The organism is Alcanivorax sp., assembly GCF_002726155.1.
Classification (GTDB): domain Bacteria; phylum Pseudomonadota; class Gammaproteobacteria; order Pseudomonadales; family Alcanivoracaceae; genus Alcanivorax.
Genome location: NZ_PBSH01000041.1, coordinates 1 through 14832, shown reverse-complemented (window position 1 = coordinate 14832; position 14832 = coordinate 1). Strand labels below are relative to the sequence as shown.

The 14832-nt window shown below is 57.5% G+C and carries 12 protein-coding genes and 2 tRNA genes; 4 read left to right on the top strand and 10 right to left on the bottom strand.

The window, feature by feature from the left end; genetic code table 11:
- Positions 1-151: 151 nt before the first annotated feature.
- The 4 genes from panB (at position 152) to acs (ending at position 4634) form a co-directional block, all read left to right on the top strand.
- Positions 152-940, top strand: a complete 789-nt coding sequence (panB, locus tag CL546_RS13125; RefSeq protein ID WP_290495711.1) for a 3-methyl-2-oxobutanoate hydroxymethyltransferase — start codon at positions 152-154, stop codon at positions 938-940.
- 171 nt (positions 941-1111) lie between these two features.
- Positions 1112-1969: a pantoate--beta-alanine ligase gene (panC, locus tag CL546_RS13120; protein ID WP_290495709.1), complete on the top strand. Its 858-nt coding sequence runs from the start codon at positions 1112-1114 to the stop codon at positions 1967-1969.
- Positions 1970-2058: 89 nt separating this feature from the next.
- Positions 2059-2439, top strand: a complete 381-nt coding sequence (gene panD / locus CL546_RS13115; protein WP_290495707.1) for an aspartate 1-decarboxylase — start codon at positions 2059-2061, stop codon at positions 2437-2439.
- A 257-nt stretch (positions 2440-2696) separates the two neighbouring features.
- Positions 2697-4634 carry an acetate--CoA ligase gene (gene acs, locus CL546_RS13110; RefSeq protein ID WP_290495705.1) on the top strand — a complete coding sequence of 646 codons (1938 nt, stop codon included), beginning with the start codon at positions 2697-2699 and terminating at the stop codon, positions 4632-4634.
- Positions 4635-4754: 120 nt separating this feature from the next.
- Here the strand turns inward: acs and CL546_RS13105 are convergent, their stop codons facing one another.
- The 10 genes from CL546_RS13105 to CL546_RS13060 all read right to left on the bottom strand — a co-directional run bounded on the left by CL546_RS13105 (position 4755) and on the right by CL546_RS13060 (position 14822).
- Positions 4755-5198: a MarR family winged helix-turn-helix transcriptional regulator gene (locus CL546_RS13105; RefSeq protein ID WP_290495702.1), complete on the bottom strand. Its 444-nt coding sequence runs from the start codon at positions 5196-5198 to the stop codon at positions 4755-4757.
- A gap of 206 nt (positions 5199-5404) precedes the next feature.
- The gene (gene pnp, locus CL546_RS13100) at positions 5405-7498 is read right to left on the bottom strand and encodes a polyribonucleotide nucleotidyltransferase (RefSeq protein WP_290495701.1); all 2094 of its coding nucleotides are present in this window, start codon (positions 7496-7498) and stop codon (positions 5405-5407) included.
- 264 nt (positions 7499-7762) lie between these two features.
- The gene (rpsO, locus tag CL546_RS13095) at positions 7763-8032 is read right to left on the bottom strand and encodes a 30S ribosomal protein S15 (protein WP_063519235.1); all 270 of its coding nucleotides are present in this window, start codon (positions 8030-8032) and stop codon (positions 7763-7765) included.
- Between the two features lie 81 nt (positions 8033-8113).
- Complete coding sequence (truB, locus tag CL546_RS13090; RefSeq protein WP_290495697.1) at positions 8114-9040, bottom strand: tRNA pseudouridine(55) synthase TruB; 927 nt, start codon at positions 9038-9040, stop codon at positions 8114-8116.
- 14 nt (positions 9041-9054) lie between these two features.
- Positions 9055-9468: a 30S ribosome-binding factor RbfA gene (rbfA, locus tag CL546_RS13085; RefSeq protein ID WP_290495696.1), complete on the bottom strand. Its 414-nt coding sequence runs from the start codon at positions 9466-9468 to the stop codon at positions 9055-9057.
- A gap of 22 nt (positions 9469-9490) precedes the next feature.
- Positions 9491-12193 (bottom strand): translation initiation factor IF-2, encoded by a 2703-nt coding sequence (infB, locus tag CL546_RS13080; RefSeq protein ID WP_290495694.1) that lies wholly within the window; start codon positions 12191-12193, stop codon positions 9491-9493.
- Positions 12194-12255: 62 nt separating this feature from the next.
- A complete protein-coding gene (gene nusA, locus CL546_RS13075; protein ID WP_290495693.1) occupies positions 12256-13764 on the bottom strand; it encodes a transcription termination factor NusA in 1509 nt (502 codons plus the stop codon).
- Between the two features lie 40 nt (positions 13765-13804).
- The gene (gene rimP, locus CL546_RS13070) at positions 13805-14260 is read right to left on the bottom strand and encodes a ribosome maturation factor RimP (protein ID WP_290495692.1); all 456 of its coding nucleotides are present in this window, start codon (positions 14258-14260) and stop codon (positions 13805-13807) included.
- Positions 14261-14449: 189 nt separating this feature from the next.
- Positions 14450-14526 (bottom strand) — tRNA-Met (locus CL546_RS13065).
- A 210-nt stretch (positions 14527-14736) separates the two neighbouring features.
- A tRNA-Leu gene (locus CL546_RS13060) sits at positions 14737-14822 on the bottom strand.
- Positions 14823-14832 lie beyond the last annotated feature (10 nt).

The window sequence follows — 14832 nt, the reverse complement described above, 5'->3', positions numbered from 1 at the left end:
GAGCGCGGACAAACGCATCGCCACACGAGTGACGCGCTGCCCGCGAAACTGTTGGCATGACCGCGGGCACAGCTTGTCCGCAGAGACAGACTGGACCGCGTTTCAACTTTACACTTTCAACTTTCAACTGAATTTCCCTGGGAGGATTCCCATGTCCATCACCATTCGCACCCTGCAAAAACGCAAACAGGACGGTGGCAAGTTTTCTGTGCTCACCGCCTACGATGCCTGTTTCTCGCGACTGATTTCCGAAGCCGGCGTGGAAGCCATTCTGGTCGGCGACTCCCTGGGCAATGTCATTCAGGGCCAGACCAGCACCGTCCCGGTGACCCTGCAACAGATGGTCTACCACACCGAATGCGTGGCCCGCGGCAATCAGGGCAGCCTGATCATTGCCGATATTCCCTTTATGGGCGCCGCCACCCTGGAGCGCACCCTGGAAGCCGCCACCGCACTGATGCAGGCTGGCGCCAACATGGTTAAACTGGAAGGCAGCGCCTGGCTGGCCGACGCCATCGAGATCCTTAACCGCAACGGCATTCCTGTCTGCGCCCACCTGGGCCTGACCCCGCAAGCGGTAAATTCTCTGGGTGGTTACCGGGTGCAAGGTAAAGACGATGACGGCGCCGCCGAACTGCTCGACGCTGCCAGGATTCTGGACCAGGCTGGCGCCGCCCTGTTTGTACTGGAATGCGTGCCGCGTGCGCTCAGCGCACAAATTACCCGCGACATCGCCGCCCCGGTAATCGGTATCGGCGCCGCCCCGGAATGTGACGGCCAGGTACTGGTCATGCACGACATGCTCGGCATCAGCCCAGGCAAACCCGCTCGCTTCGTGCGCAATTTCATGGCGGACACCGGAGACATGCGCAGCGCCTTCAAGGCCTATGACGCCGCGGTTAAAGACGGCAGTTTCCCGGCCGACGAGCACTGTTTTTAAAAAACCGCAACACGCCACACGCTTCACGCCCCAACACGGCGTAGCGGACTTTTGGTTGTGCAAGGTCGAAGCCGCGCCCATAGCTCAAACGCGGCCCTGACACTTTGTAACGCAACAAGCCAAGCGACGCGTTGCAAGCCTGTTGCGTGTTGCGTCTCAGCGAGGATTTCCATGCAAACCGTTCATTCCGTCGCCCAGGTGCGTGAATATGTCCGCGGCTGGCACAACAAGGGCCAGACTGTGGGTTTTGTCCCCACCATGGGCAACCTGCACGACGGCCATATCAGTCTGATTCGCGAGGCCCGCGCCCGCTGCGACGTGGTGGTAGTGTCGATCTTTGTGAACCCCACCCAGTTTGGCCCCAACGAAGACTTCGACCGCTACCCACGCACCCTGGAAGCCGATGCGGCGGCACTGGTGGAGGCCGGCACCGACCTGCTGTTTGCGCCATCCGTCGAGGAAATGTACCCACTCGGCCAGAACCAGACCTGGGTCGACGTGGATCAGCTGGGCGACTACCTGTGTGGCGCCAGCCGCGAAGGCCACTTTCGGGGTGTCACCACTGTGGTCTCCAAGCTGCTGAACATCGTACAACCGGACGTGGCGGTATTCGGCGAAAAGGATTTTCAGCAGCTGGCCATTCTGCGGCGCATGTGTGAGGAACTGCTGTTCCCGGTGAAGATCGTCGGCGCCGCCACCAGCCGGGAAACAGACGGCCTGGCCCGCAGTTCACGCAATGGTTTTCTGAGCGACAGTGAGCGCACACTAGCCCCCAAACTTTATGCACACCTGCAACAGCTGAAAGCCGACATCGACGCTGGCGAGCGGGACTACCGAGCACTGGAAAGCCGCATCAGTCAGTCCCTCAATGCAGCCGGCTTCAGTGTCGATTATTTAACCATCGTCAACACCAGAACCCTTGCCCCGGCCGGCCCACAGGACACTGACCTGGTTGCCGCCGTGGCGGCTAAATTAGGGTCAACCCGATTGATCGACAATATATCTCTGGCCGTTGTGCGTGACCGGTGATTCATGCATACTTCCGGCCCCTTGAAGTGCCTGCATGCCTACCATACGGCGTTTACAGCAGGTTTCGGGTCGCTTGAGAGGTAACCAACATGCAGTGCACCATGCTGAAAGCAAAACTCCATCAGGCTCGTGTCACCCACGCGGAACTCGAGTACGAAGGCTCCTGCGCCATTGATGGCGATTTGATGGACATGGCGGGTATCCTGGAATACGAACAGATCCAGATCTACAACATTGATAACGGTGAGCGTTTCGAAACCTACGCAATCCGTGGCGAAGCGGGCTCCAAAATCATCTCCGTCAACGGTGCTGCCGCTCATAAGGCCCAGCCGGGTGACCGTGTGATCATTTGCGCTTACGCCAACTACTCCAGCGCGGAGCTGATCAACTTCAAACCCAGCCTGATTTATATCGCTGAAGGCAATGAAGTGAAAGGCACCAGCAATGCGATTCCGGTTCAGGTTGCCTGATCCCGAATTCGCTCTGAATGTTTGATAAAACGCCGGCGCTGCCGGCGTTTTTTTTGCCTGCCTCTTGCCTCCTCACACCCTGTCTTCAACGCCGTTTTTGTCCGCTTGGGCATTGGTCATTGCGCAACACTTTGTTTACTCTTGAGACACGACGTCTACCCCGCTGACCGCCCTATAAGACCATGGTGGAATACACCCAGGCAGGCGCAGCCATAATAATGATGGAAATTGGCAGGCAGTATCCCAAGGAGGCCCTAATGTCCCAAGTACATATTCACCCTGTTCCCGCCGAGTATAAAAAACAGACCCTGATGGACCGCGACACCTACGACCGCTGGTACGCCCAGTCCATCAATGATCCAGACACCTTCTGGGCCGAGCGCGCCGAACAGCTTCTGGACTGGAAGACCCCTTGGGACACCGTCAGCGAATGGGACTTCAGCGAAGGCCGGGCAGCCTGGTTCAAAGGTGCCACCCTGAACGCCTGTTACAACTGTGTTGACCGCCACTTACCTGAGCGCGCCAGTCAAACAGCGATTATCTGGGAAGGTGACGAGCCCGATCAGGACAAACACATCAGCTATCAAGAGCTGTTCGAGGAAGTCAGCAAATTTGGCAATGTGCTCAAGGATCGCGGCGTAAAAAAAGGCGACCGTGTCGTCATCTATATGCCCATGATCCCCGAAGCCGCCTACGCCATGCTGGCCTGCGCCCGTATCGGCGCCATTCATTCCGTGGTGTTCGGCGGCTTTTCACCGGAAGCCCTGAAAGACCGGATCCTCAATGCTGAGGCCTGCGCGCTGATTACCGCCGATGAGGGGGTCCGCGGCGGCAAGGCAATCCCACTGAAAGTGAATGCGGACAAGGCGCTGGACGGCGTCGACTGCGTTCATACCTGCCTGACAGTGAAACGCACCGGCGGCGACGTGGCATGGCACGCGCCGCGTGATGTCTGGTACCACGAGGCCATGGCCAACGCCGCCAACGATTGCGAACCCGAGTGGGTCGACGCTGAAGACCCGCTGTTCACCCTGTACACCTCCGGTTCTACCGGCAAACCCAAAGGGGTGGTGCACACCACCGCCGGCTACCTGCTCAACAGCGCCCTGACCCACAAGTACGTGTTCGATTACCAGGATGGCGACATCTACTGGTGCACCGCCGATGTGGGCTGGATCACCGGGCACAGCTATATCGTCTACGGCCCGCTGGCCAACGGCGCCACCACCCTGATGTTCGAAGGCGTACCCACCTACCCGGACGCGTCACGCTGCTGGCAGGTAGTGGACAAACACAAGGTCAATATTTTCTACACGGCCCCCACCGCCATTCGCGCCCTGATGGGGCTGGGCGATGCCCCGGTGGAGCAAACTTCCCGCGCCAGCCTGAAGCTGCTGGGCACCGTGGGCGAACCCATCAACCCGGAAGCCTGGGAGTGGTACTACAAAGTAGTGGGCGATTCCCGCTGCCCGATTGTGGATACCTGGTGGCAGACTGAAACCGGCGCCATCATGATTGCCCCCCTGCCCGGCGCCGTAGATCTGAAAGCCGGCTCAGCCACCCTGCCCATGTTCGGCGTGCAACCGGCCCTGATGGACCCGGACGGCAAGCAACTGGACGGTGCAGCTTCCGGCAATCTGGTGATCAAGGCCAGCTGGCCCAGCCAGATCCGCACGGTCTATGGCGACCACCAGCGCCTGATCGACACCTACTTCAGCGCCTACAAGGACTGCTATTTCACCGGTGACGGCGCCCGCCGTGACGAGGATGGCTACTACTGGATTACCGGTCGGGTGGACGACGTGCTCAACGTGTCCGGGCACCGTTTGGGCACCGCCGAAATCGAATCTGCCCTGGTGCTCCACCCCAGCATTTCAGAAGCCGCCGTGGTCGGTTACCAGCATGACGTCAAAGGCCAGGGCATCTACGCGTATGTCTCGTTGATGGCCGGGAAGGAAGGCAGCGAGGAACTGGTTCAGGCCCTGCGTGACCTGGTCACTCAGGAAATAGGCCCCATCGCCAAACCCGACCTGATTCACTTTGCTCCGGGCCTGCCGAAAACCCGCTCCGGCAAGATCATGCGCCGCATTCTGCGCAAGATCGCCGCCGACGAACTGGACAGCCTGGGCGACACCTCCACCCTGGCCGACCCCAGCGTGGTGGACCAGCTCATCGAGACCCGCCAGAACAAATAAACCCCAGCAGCAACAAGAAACGGCGCAGCGGACCAATCACCTCCTGCGCCGTTTTCATTTCCCCCACCACAAAGGCAGACAAGTTAATCAATCAGGGTGAAACCTGGCGCTCTCCGGCCCTCATTGTTCCTCTTCCGGATTACGGTCGCTGAGATTGTTGCGCATGATTTCCAGCACCCGCTGCAATGCCTCCACATCCTCAACCGTAAGGCCATCCAGTGCCCGTTGACGGGTTTGCGCGGCTTTGCCCCGCAGTGACTCCAACGCAGGCGTTGCCGCCTCGGTAAGGAACAACAGGCAGCGACGCCGGTCTCCTGGATCGGCACGGCGCAGCACCAGCCCTTCTTCCTCCAGCCGATCCAGCTGGCGAGCCAAAGAAATCGGCGCCACATCCAGCAGCTCCGCCAAAGCGGCCTGATGAATGCCCTCGTGTCGCGCCAAGTGCCACAGTACTTGCCAGCGTGCCCGCGACAGGCCCGCGCTTCGCGCTCGCCGGTCAAAGTCCCGACGCATCATTCGTGCCACGTCATGCAGCACCATGCCCACGGTGGTGTCCTTGGCCATGACAAATCCTTTATTTGATCCACTCTATTGTAAGCGAGCTTACTACCCCTTCAGCTACGCTGCACTCGTGGGCCAGACGTCAGCAGCTCGACTTTACGGCCAGACCATCACCGCTTGCGCCAGCGGATCGCAATGCCCGTCTTTCTTTCGGGCACAAAAAAAGGGCCGGCAAATGCCGACCCTTTTTAAGAAGCAGAAAGAAGAAATTAATCTTCCTTGGCTTCCTTCATGGACAGCTTGATACGACCACGCTGATCCACGTCGAGGACTTTCACCTTGATAATCTCGCCTTCATTCACGTAGTCAGTCACTTTCTCTACGCGCTCTTCAGCGATCTGGGAGATGTGCAGCAGGCCTTCGGTACCGGGCATGATCGCCACAAACGCACCGAAATCAACAACGCGAGTCACCTTGCCTTCGTAGATCACACCCACTTCAGCTTCAGCGGTGATCTCTTCTACGCGACGTACAGCTTCATCCGCTTTTTCACGGGTTTCACCGTAGATCTTCACGCTGCCATCGTCTTCGATATCAATGGTACAGCCGGTTTCTTCGGTAAGGGCACGAATCGTTGCGCCACCTTTACCAATCACATCACGGATCTTGTCCGGGTTGATCTTCAGGGTCAGCAGTGTCGGCGCATTGTCAGACACTTCAGAGCGAGACTCTGAAATCGCCTTGCTCATTTCACCCAGGATATGCAGACGGCCGGCGTTTGCCTGGTTCAGAGCCTTCTCCATGATCTCTTCGGTGATACCTTCGATCTTGATATCCATCTGCAGAGCAGTCACACCACGTGCGGTACCCGCCACCTTGAAGTCCATGTCGCCGAGGTGATCTTCATCACCGAGGATATCGGACAGGACCGCATAGCGACCGTCTTCTTCCTTCACCAGCCCCATGGCAATACCGGCCACCGGCGCGGTCAGCGGCACACCCGCGTCCATCAACGCCATGGAGGTACCACACACGGACGCCATGGAAGACGAACCGTTGGACTCGGTGATCTCGGAAACCACACGAACCGTGTAAGGGAAATCCTGCACGCTCGGTACAACCGCTTCCACACCACGACGTGCCAAACGGCCATGGCCGATTTCACGACGCTTCGGAGAACCAATAAAGCCGGTTTCGCCCACACAGTACGGAGGGAAGTTGTACTGCAGCATGAAGTGATCCTGGCGGGACCCTTCCAGTGCATCGATAAACTGGGCATCACGCATGCCACCCAGAGTCGCGGTCACGATAGCCTGGGTTTCACCACGGGTGAACAACGCAGAACCGTGAGTCTTGGAGAGGGTGCCGACCTGACAATCGATCGCACGAACCGCATCCAGAGCACGGCCATCGATACGCGGCTTGCCGGATACCACGGCTTCACGCACCACGCTCTTCTCAATCTTGCCGAACAGTTCTTTCACTTCGCCGGCTTCAGGAGCACCTTCTTCGCCAGTGGCAAAGGCCTCAACACACGCATCGCGCAGCTCGCCAACCTTGGCGTAACGGGCCATCTTCTCGGTGATGGTGTAAGCCTCACCCAGTGCCGCGGCGAACTTGTCCTTGATGGCCGCTTTCAGGGTTTCGTTCTGCTCGGCCGGTTTCCAGTCCCAGGTTTCCGTGCCCACTTCGGCAGCGAACTCCTTGATGCCCTGGATCAGCGGCTGCATTTCCATATGACCGAACAATACCGCACCCAGCATCTGATCTTCAGACAGCTCCTGCGCTTCGGATTCCACCATCAGGACCGCAGGCTCAGTGCCGGCAACAACCAGATCCAGTGCAGATTCGGCCAGCTCGGAGTAGCTCGGGTTAAGAATGTACATGCCATCCTTGTAACCAACCCGTGCAGCGCCGATAGGACCATTGAACGGAATACCGGAAATGGACAGCGCCGCAGAGGTACCGATCAGGGCAGCGATATCCGGATCACGGTTCTTGTCAGAGGACATCACCGTAGCCACAACCTGTACTTCGTTCATGAAGCCTTTGGGGAACAGGGGGCGAATCGGGCGATCGATCAGGCGACAGGTCAGCGTTTCTTTTTCGCTGGGGCGGCCTTCTCGCTTCAGGAAGCCACCGGGGATGCGGCCGGTTGCGTAGGTCTTTTCCTGATAGTTAACGGTCAGGGGAAAGAAGTTCTGCCCTGGGTTGGCTTCTTTTCTGCCCACTACGGTGACCAGCACCTCGGTGTCACCGATACGGACCATGACCGCGGCAGTTGCCTGGCGGGCAATCTGCCCGGTTTCCAGGGTGACGGTGTCACGGCCAAACTGAATTTGCTTGGTGATTTTATTAAACATATCTCGTCTCTTCTCTCTTCTTCACGACAGTCTTCGAGGCCCATGCCTCTAATAAACAACTTTCTAAACAATCTTCTCTCGTTCGCGCATCATAACCAGAAACGCATCACGCATCACGCATCACGCCCCCACTCTGCCAGGTAGCGGACCCTGCAACCATCCCGACACCGCCTTGTGAACGGGACATGATTTATTGCCTGCCCCAAAACAACAGAAGCCCGGCAAATGCCGAGCTTCTGTTGTGGTTACCCGATCTGCAGCCTGTTAGCGACGCAGACCCAGCTTTTCGATCAGCTGGAGGTAACGGGTGCGGTCTTTCTTGGCCAGGTAGTCCAGCAGCTTACGACGCTGGTTTACCATGCGGATCAGACCACGACGGCTGTGGTGATCCTTCTTGTGGCCTTTGAAGTGATCCTGCAGACCATTGATGTTGGCGCTCAGCAGAGCCACCTGGACTTCCGGGGAGCCGGTGTCGTTCTCTTTGCGGCCATGCTCTTTCAGGATCTCGGCTTTCTGTTCAGCGGTTAACGCCATGTTGCTTCTCCAATATGCTCAATTAAGGTCACGGCCAGCCATGCATATTTATAGCTGCCGTCATTAATCAGGCCAGTCTCCTCAGGAGGCTCCGCCTGCGATCAGACGACGGGGGGCAATCCGCCCGTCTTCCAATACTTCTCCGACACCCAGAAACTCACCGCTGGATGCCTGATAAACGCTGACCCAGCCGTCCAGAGGACGGTCTGAGGCCATCACTGGCTGCCCCTGCTGCAGGTAATAAGCAGCATTGTCACCCAATTCAACGCGCGGCCAGTCTGCCACGCTGGTAGATAAAGGCAAGAGCAGCTCGTCGATTGCCTCGAACCCGCCGGTTTCCTTGATCTTGCCCAGCTGCTCCAGAGTCAGCATGCGCTCCGACGGATAAGGCCCGGCCGACAGACGGTGCAGCGCCGTTACATGGCCACCACAGCCCAATATCGCACCGGTATCTTCCACCAGAGAGCGTACATAGGTGCCCTTGGAGCAATCCACCTCGAATTCCACCTCATCACCATCGATGCGCAAAATTCGCAGGTCGTAAATGGTCACCGGCCGCGGCTTGCGCTCCACGGTCTTGCCCTCGCGGGCCAGCTTGTACAGCGGCACACCCTCGTGCTTGATGGCCGAATACATGCTGGGGATCTGTTCGATATCGCCCTTGAACGACAGCAAAGCAGCCTCGATCTGGTCTGGCGACGCGGTCACGTCGGTGGTTTCCACCACATCACCGTCGGCGTCACCGGTTTCCGTAGTCACACCCAGCTTGGCAGTGACCCGGTAACTCTTGTCGGATTCCAGCAAAAACTGGCTGAACTTGGTGGCTTCACCAAAACAAATCGGCAACATGCCGGTGGCCAGCGGATCCAGACTACCGGTATGCCCCGCCTTGGCAGCGGCAAACATTTTCTTGGCCATTTGCAGCGCGCCGTTACTGCTCACGCCAGACGATTTATCCAATAACAGGATGCCGTTGAGATCACGGCCTCTGGGACGACGCTTTGCCACCTGACAGCTCCGAGTTACTCGTTGTTTCCGGTTTCGTCGTCTTCCGGACGCAGCACCCGGTCTTCGGCACGGGCATCATCAATCAACTGCGACAGATGTGCCGCCCGCTCCGGGGTCATGTCGTAATGGAAACGCAATTTGGGGGTAGTGCGGGTATTGAGGCTCTTGGCCAGGCTACTGCGCAGGAAGCCGCTGGCCTTGACCAGCGCTTCTTCGGCTTCCGCGCCGGCTTCCTCGCCCTGCCCCAGCAAGGTGAAGTACACCTCGGCATAGGACAGGTCCCGGGAAACCGTCACATCCTGAATCGTCGCCAGATTGACCCGCGGGTCTTTCATTTCAAACTGCAGCAACCGCGACAGTTCACGCTGAATCTGATCAGCAATACGGTCGGTGCGGTTAAAGCCCTGGGGGCGGCGATGACGGCTCATAAAAGGGTTCGGGCACACTCCTTTACAGGAAGCGCGCCACCTCCTTCACTTCGAAGACTTCGATCTTGTCGCCTTCTTTCACGTCGTTGTAGCTCTTCACCGCGATGCCACACTCCATGCCGTTACGCACTTCAGGCACATCGTCCTTGAAGCGACGCAGGGATTCCAGCTCGCCTTCGAAGACCACTACATCGTCACGCAGAACGCGGATCGGACGGTTCCGGTACAACGTACCTTCCACCACCATACAGCCGGCAACAGCACCGAACTTGGAAGAACGGAACACGTCGCGCACCTGAGCCACACCAAGGATCTCTTCGCGTTTTTCCGGCGCCAGCAAACCACTCATGGCCTGCTTCACATCGTCAATCAGCTCATAAATCACGCTGTAGTAGCGCAGGTCGATGCCTTCCTGCTCGCAGGTTTTCTTGGCCTTGGAATCTGCACGAACGTTAAAGCCCAGCAACACACCTTCACTGGTCATGGCCAGGTTAACGTCGGATTCGTTGATCGCACCAACGCCGCTGGAGACCAGATTCACCTTCACTTCATCGGTGCCCAGATCATTCAGGGCACTGGTCAGCGCTTCCAGTGAACCGCGCACATCGGTCTTCAACACGATGTTGACGGTCTTGGTTTCTGCGCTGCCCATATTTTCAAACAGGTTTTCCAGTTTGGATGCCTGTTGACGCTTGAGCTTGAGCTCACGGTCACGTTCCTGACGGAATTCGGCCACTTCCCGCGCCTTACGCTCGTCGGTCACAACCTGGATCTGTTCACCGGCTTCCGGTGCGCCATTCAGGCCCAACACTTCCAGCGGAATAGACGGGCCGGCTTTTTTGATTGGCTTGCCATTCTCATCGATCATCGCCCGCACACGGCCAAAGTGAGCACCGGCCAGCAGCATGTCACCGATCTGCAGCTCACCACCCTGAACCAGGATGGACGCAACGGTACCGCGACCTTTCTCGATACGGGACTCGATGACCACACCAGTGGCTGAACCAGACGCCTGAGCCTGCAGCTCCAGCAATTCAGATTGCAGCAGAATGGCATCCAGCAGATCATCGATGCCTTGGCCAGTATGGGCCGACACATTAATGAACTGGTACTCGCCACCCCACTCTTCCGGGATCACATCCTTGGTCGCCATCTCGTTACGCACGCGATCAGGATCCGCCTGTTCTTTATCGATCTTGTTGACCGCAATAATGATCGGCGCACCGGATGCTTTCGCGTGGTTGATCGCTTCTTCGGTTTGCGGCATCAGGCCGTCATCGGCCGCCACCACAATCACCACGATATCGGTGGCTTTGGCACCACGGGCACGCATGGCGGTAAAGGCCGCGTGACCGGGAGTATCGAGGAAGGTAATCATGCCCTTCTCGTGCTCGACGTGGTACGCACCAATGTGCTGGGTAATGCCGCCCGCTTCACCGCTTGCCACCTTGGCTTTACGGATATAGTCCAGCAGGGAAGTCTTACCGTGGTCCACGTGGCCCATGATGGTAACAACAGGCGCACGGTGCTCGGAATCCACGCTGTCACGGGTAACCAGATCCGCGGCCAGATGATCTTCAAGCAGCTCTTCCTGCCCTTTGCTGGCAATGGGCTTGTGCCCCATCTCTTCCACCAGCAGGAAGGCGGTTTCCTGATCGATCGGCTGATTAACCGTGACCATCTCGCCCATCTTCATCAGGGACTTGATCAGCGACTTGGCCTTGACGTTCATACGCTGGGCCAGGTCGGTCACAGTAATAGTATCTGGAACTTCGACTTCGTAGATTTTCTTCTCCGTCGGCGTTTTAAAGCCATGCTGCTTGTTCATGGAGCTCTTCATCTTGCCGTGCACAACACCCGCAACCTTGGGTTTGCGACGACGACGGCGAGACTGACGCTCTTCACGCTGATAGCTGGCTTCCTGGGCAGCATTAACGATGGACGAACCCTTGTCCTTTTCGTCTTCCGCAGCAGGCTTTTTCTCTTCCTGCTCGCCACGTTTTTCCAGTTCCGCAGCAATGCGGGCCGCTTCTTCGGCCGTGCGGCGAGCAGCTTCTTCTTCCGCTTTCTTGCGAGCTTCCGCTTCCTGTTTGCGCTTGGCTTCGTCAGCTTCACGCTGCTTGCGCTCGGCTTCTTCGCGCTTGGCTTTTTCTTCCGGCGTTTCTTCCTTGGCGGGTTTCTTGGTTGCAGAAACCTTTGGCACAGAAACGCGCTTACTCTTTTCTTCCGCCGCTTTTTCGCCGGCAGCCTTGCGTTCCTGCTCAGCTTTGGCGCGGGCTTCGTCTTCCTTCAACCGTGCCGCTTCATCATCCGCAGCACGTTTCGCGGCCTCTTCTGCCGCGCGTTTCTCTTCTTCCGCAGCACGCGCAGCTTCTTCAGCCGCCAGGCGTTCTGCTTCTTCACGCTCTTCCGCTTCCAACACATCGCGTTTCACGTAGGTGCGTTTCTTGCGCACCTCCACGTTCACGGTCTTGGACTTGCCGGCAGCGCCGGTGGTCTTGATGGTGCTGGTGGATTTACGCTTCAGCGTAATTTTCTTTCCACTGCTTTCGTCCTGGGCACCATGAGACTTGCGCAGATGCGCCAGTAGCTGCTGCTTCTGTTCATCGGAGACCACTTCGCTGGCATCGCCATGGGGCAACCCTGCGTCTTTCATCTGCGTGAGCAGCTTCTCGACGGGCGTCCCTACGATGTCGGCCAGTTTCTTTACGGTCGTTTCTGCCATGTCAGCAACACTCTCCTGTCCGTCTCTGATGGTGCCTGCTTGATCAGCCTGAAAAGGGGCAGTTATGCCCCGGCTTCGTCTTCGCCTTCAAACCAGGGCGCCCGTGCAGTCATGATCAACTCGGCTGCACGCTCTTCGCTCAGGCCTTCAATTTCCAGCAGGTCATCCACCGCCTGTTCGGCGAGGTCTTCCATCGTGACAATGCCACGGGAAGCCAATTCAACGGCCAGCTCACGGTCCATACCTTCCATGCTCAGAAGGTCTTCCGCAGGCTCGGCCTGTTCAAACTTCTCTTCAGAGACCAGGGCTTTGGTCAGCAGCGCGTCTTTGGCGCGCTGGCGCAACAGCTCCACGATCTCTTCATCAAATCCGTCAATGGCCAGCATCTCTTCCTCGGGCACATAGGCCACTTCTTCGAGGGTAGAGAAACCTTCATCAACCAGCACGCCCGCCACATCTTCGTCCACGTCCAGCTCATTGATGAACGTCTGCAGGGCCTGCTCCGCTTCTTCTTCCTGTTTGGTCTCAGCGTCATCAATGGTCATGACGTTGAGCTCCCAACCGGTCAGCTCGGAGGCCAAACGAATGTTCTGCCCGCTGCGACCAATGGCCTGGGCCAGTGCGGATTCGTCTTCCACGGCAATATCCATGGAATGACTTTCTTCATCCATCACGATGGAGGCCACTTCCGCCGGCTGCATGGCGTTAATCACCAACTGCGCCGGGTTGTCGTCCCACAGGACGATATCGATACGCTCACCCGCCAGTTCGTTGGACACCGCCTGAACACGCGCGCCGCGCATACCCACACAAGCACCCACCGGATCGATGCGCTGATCGTTGGTCTTCACGGCAATCTTGGCGCGGGAGCCGGGATCACGGGCGGCGCCCTTGATCTCGATCAGCTCTTCACCGATCTCCGGCACTTCAATCTTGAACAATTCGATCAGCATGTCCGGGCAAGCACGGCTGGCGAACAGCTGCGGGCCACGGTTTTCTTCATTCACGCCCAACAGATAGGCACGAATGCGATCGTTCTGGCGAACGGCTTCACGCGGGATCATGTGCTCGCGGGTAATCAGCGCTTCGGCATTACCACCGAGATCCAGAATAATGGAATCGCGGCTGGCTTTTTTCACTGTGCCGCTGACCAGATCACCGATGCGATCACGGTATTCTTCAACAATCTGACGGCGCTCGGCTTCACGTACCTTCTGTACGATAACCTGCTTGGCAGTCTGTGCAGCGATACGACCAAAGGCTTCGGATTCGACTTCCTCTTCCCAGATATCACCGATCTGCAGCGACGTATCCTGCTCGTGCGCTTCATCCAGGGTCAGCTGCTTGCCAAATTCGTAGAGCTCCTCGTCCGGCACCACGTGCCACACACGGAAACTCCTGGCATTGCCGGACACCCGGTCAATATCCACACGAATCTCTACGTCTTCTTGCTTGAAACGTTTCTTGGTGGCCGCCGCGAGCGCCAGTTCAATGGCCTCGAAGATTACGTCCCGGCTTACACCTTTCTCGTTTGATACTGTTTCCGCTACCAGCAGGATCTCTTTGTTCATGGCCAGGCCTTTACAAAGACTAAAGTTCTTCAGGGCGTGCTCAGTCGAAGCGAGGCTGCAACCGGGCACGATCTACCTGACTGTAAGGAACACGCAAGGTTTCGCCATCCAGCTCAACCACCAGCGTATCGCCATCCACGGCCACAATGGCCGCCGTCATTTTGCGCTTGCCGCTTACCGGCGCCAGCAGCTTGAGCTGGACATCTTCACCGATGTAATCGACATACTGCGCAATTTCGAACATGGGCCGATCCATGCCCGGTGAAGACACCTCAAGGTTGTATTCACCGTTAATCGGATCTTCCACATCCAGCACGCCGCTGACTTCGTGACTCACGGCCGCGCAATTATCTACCGAGATACCGTCTGCATGGTCAATAAACACACGCAAAACAGCCCCGCGCCCCTGGATGTATTCAACACCCCAGAGCACGAAGCCCAGATCTTCCACTACCGGAGCCAGCAGCTCCGTTAATTGTTCCGTGCGTTTTGACATAAAACTTTCCGACGGTACAAACAAAAAATGGGCCCGAGGATGTCACAGCGATTGCAGCTTTGCTGCACAACGACCGTGTATCCACCGCCCATTCCCACTAACCGGGTCGGTTTGCGGATAACAAAAAGCCCCTGCTAGAGGGGCTTTTTGTCCGCTTTGAACCAGAGGTGTTTTTCTGGTTCATCTAAGTGGTAGCGGGGGCAGGATTTGAACCTACGACCTTCGGGTTATGAGCCCGACGAGCTACCAGACTGCTCCACCCCGCATCAAAATCGAGCGCAAATAGTACTTAGAGGCGCTCACTCTGTCAAGGCATTATCGAAAAAGTATTTATTTTTCGAAGCCTTAGCACCAGGAAAAGCCACAGAACCTGATGCCGACCAGCGCAAAGGCTGATCCTGAAAAAAAAGCGGCCAACTCGCCGATTTTTTTCACACGTTTCACTGACAACACTCACCAGCAAAACGTTCCCTAATTGGTGCCGAAGGCCGGACTTGAACCGGCACGAGCGAAGCTCACTACCCCCTCAAGATAGCGTGTCTACCAATTCCACCACTTCGGCAAAGAACGCT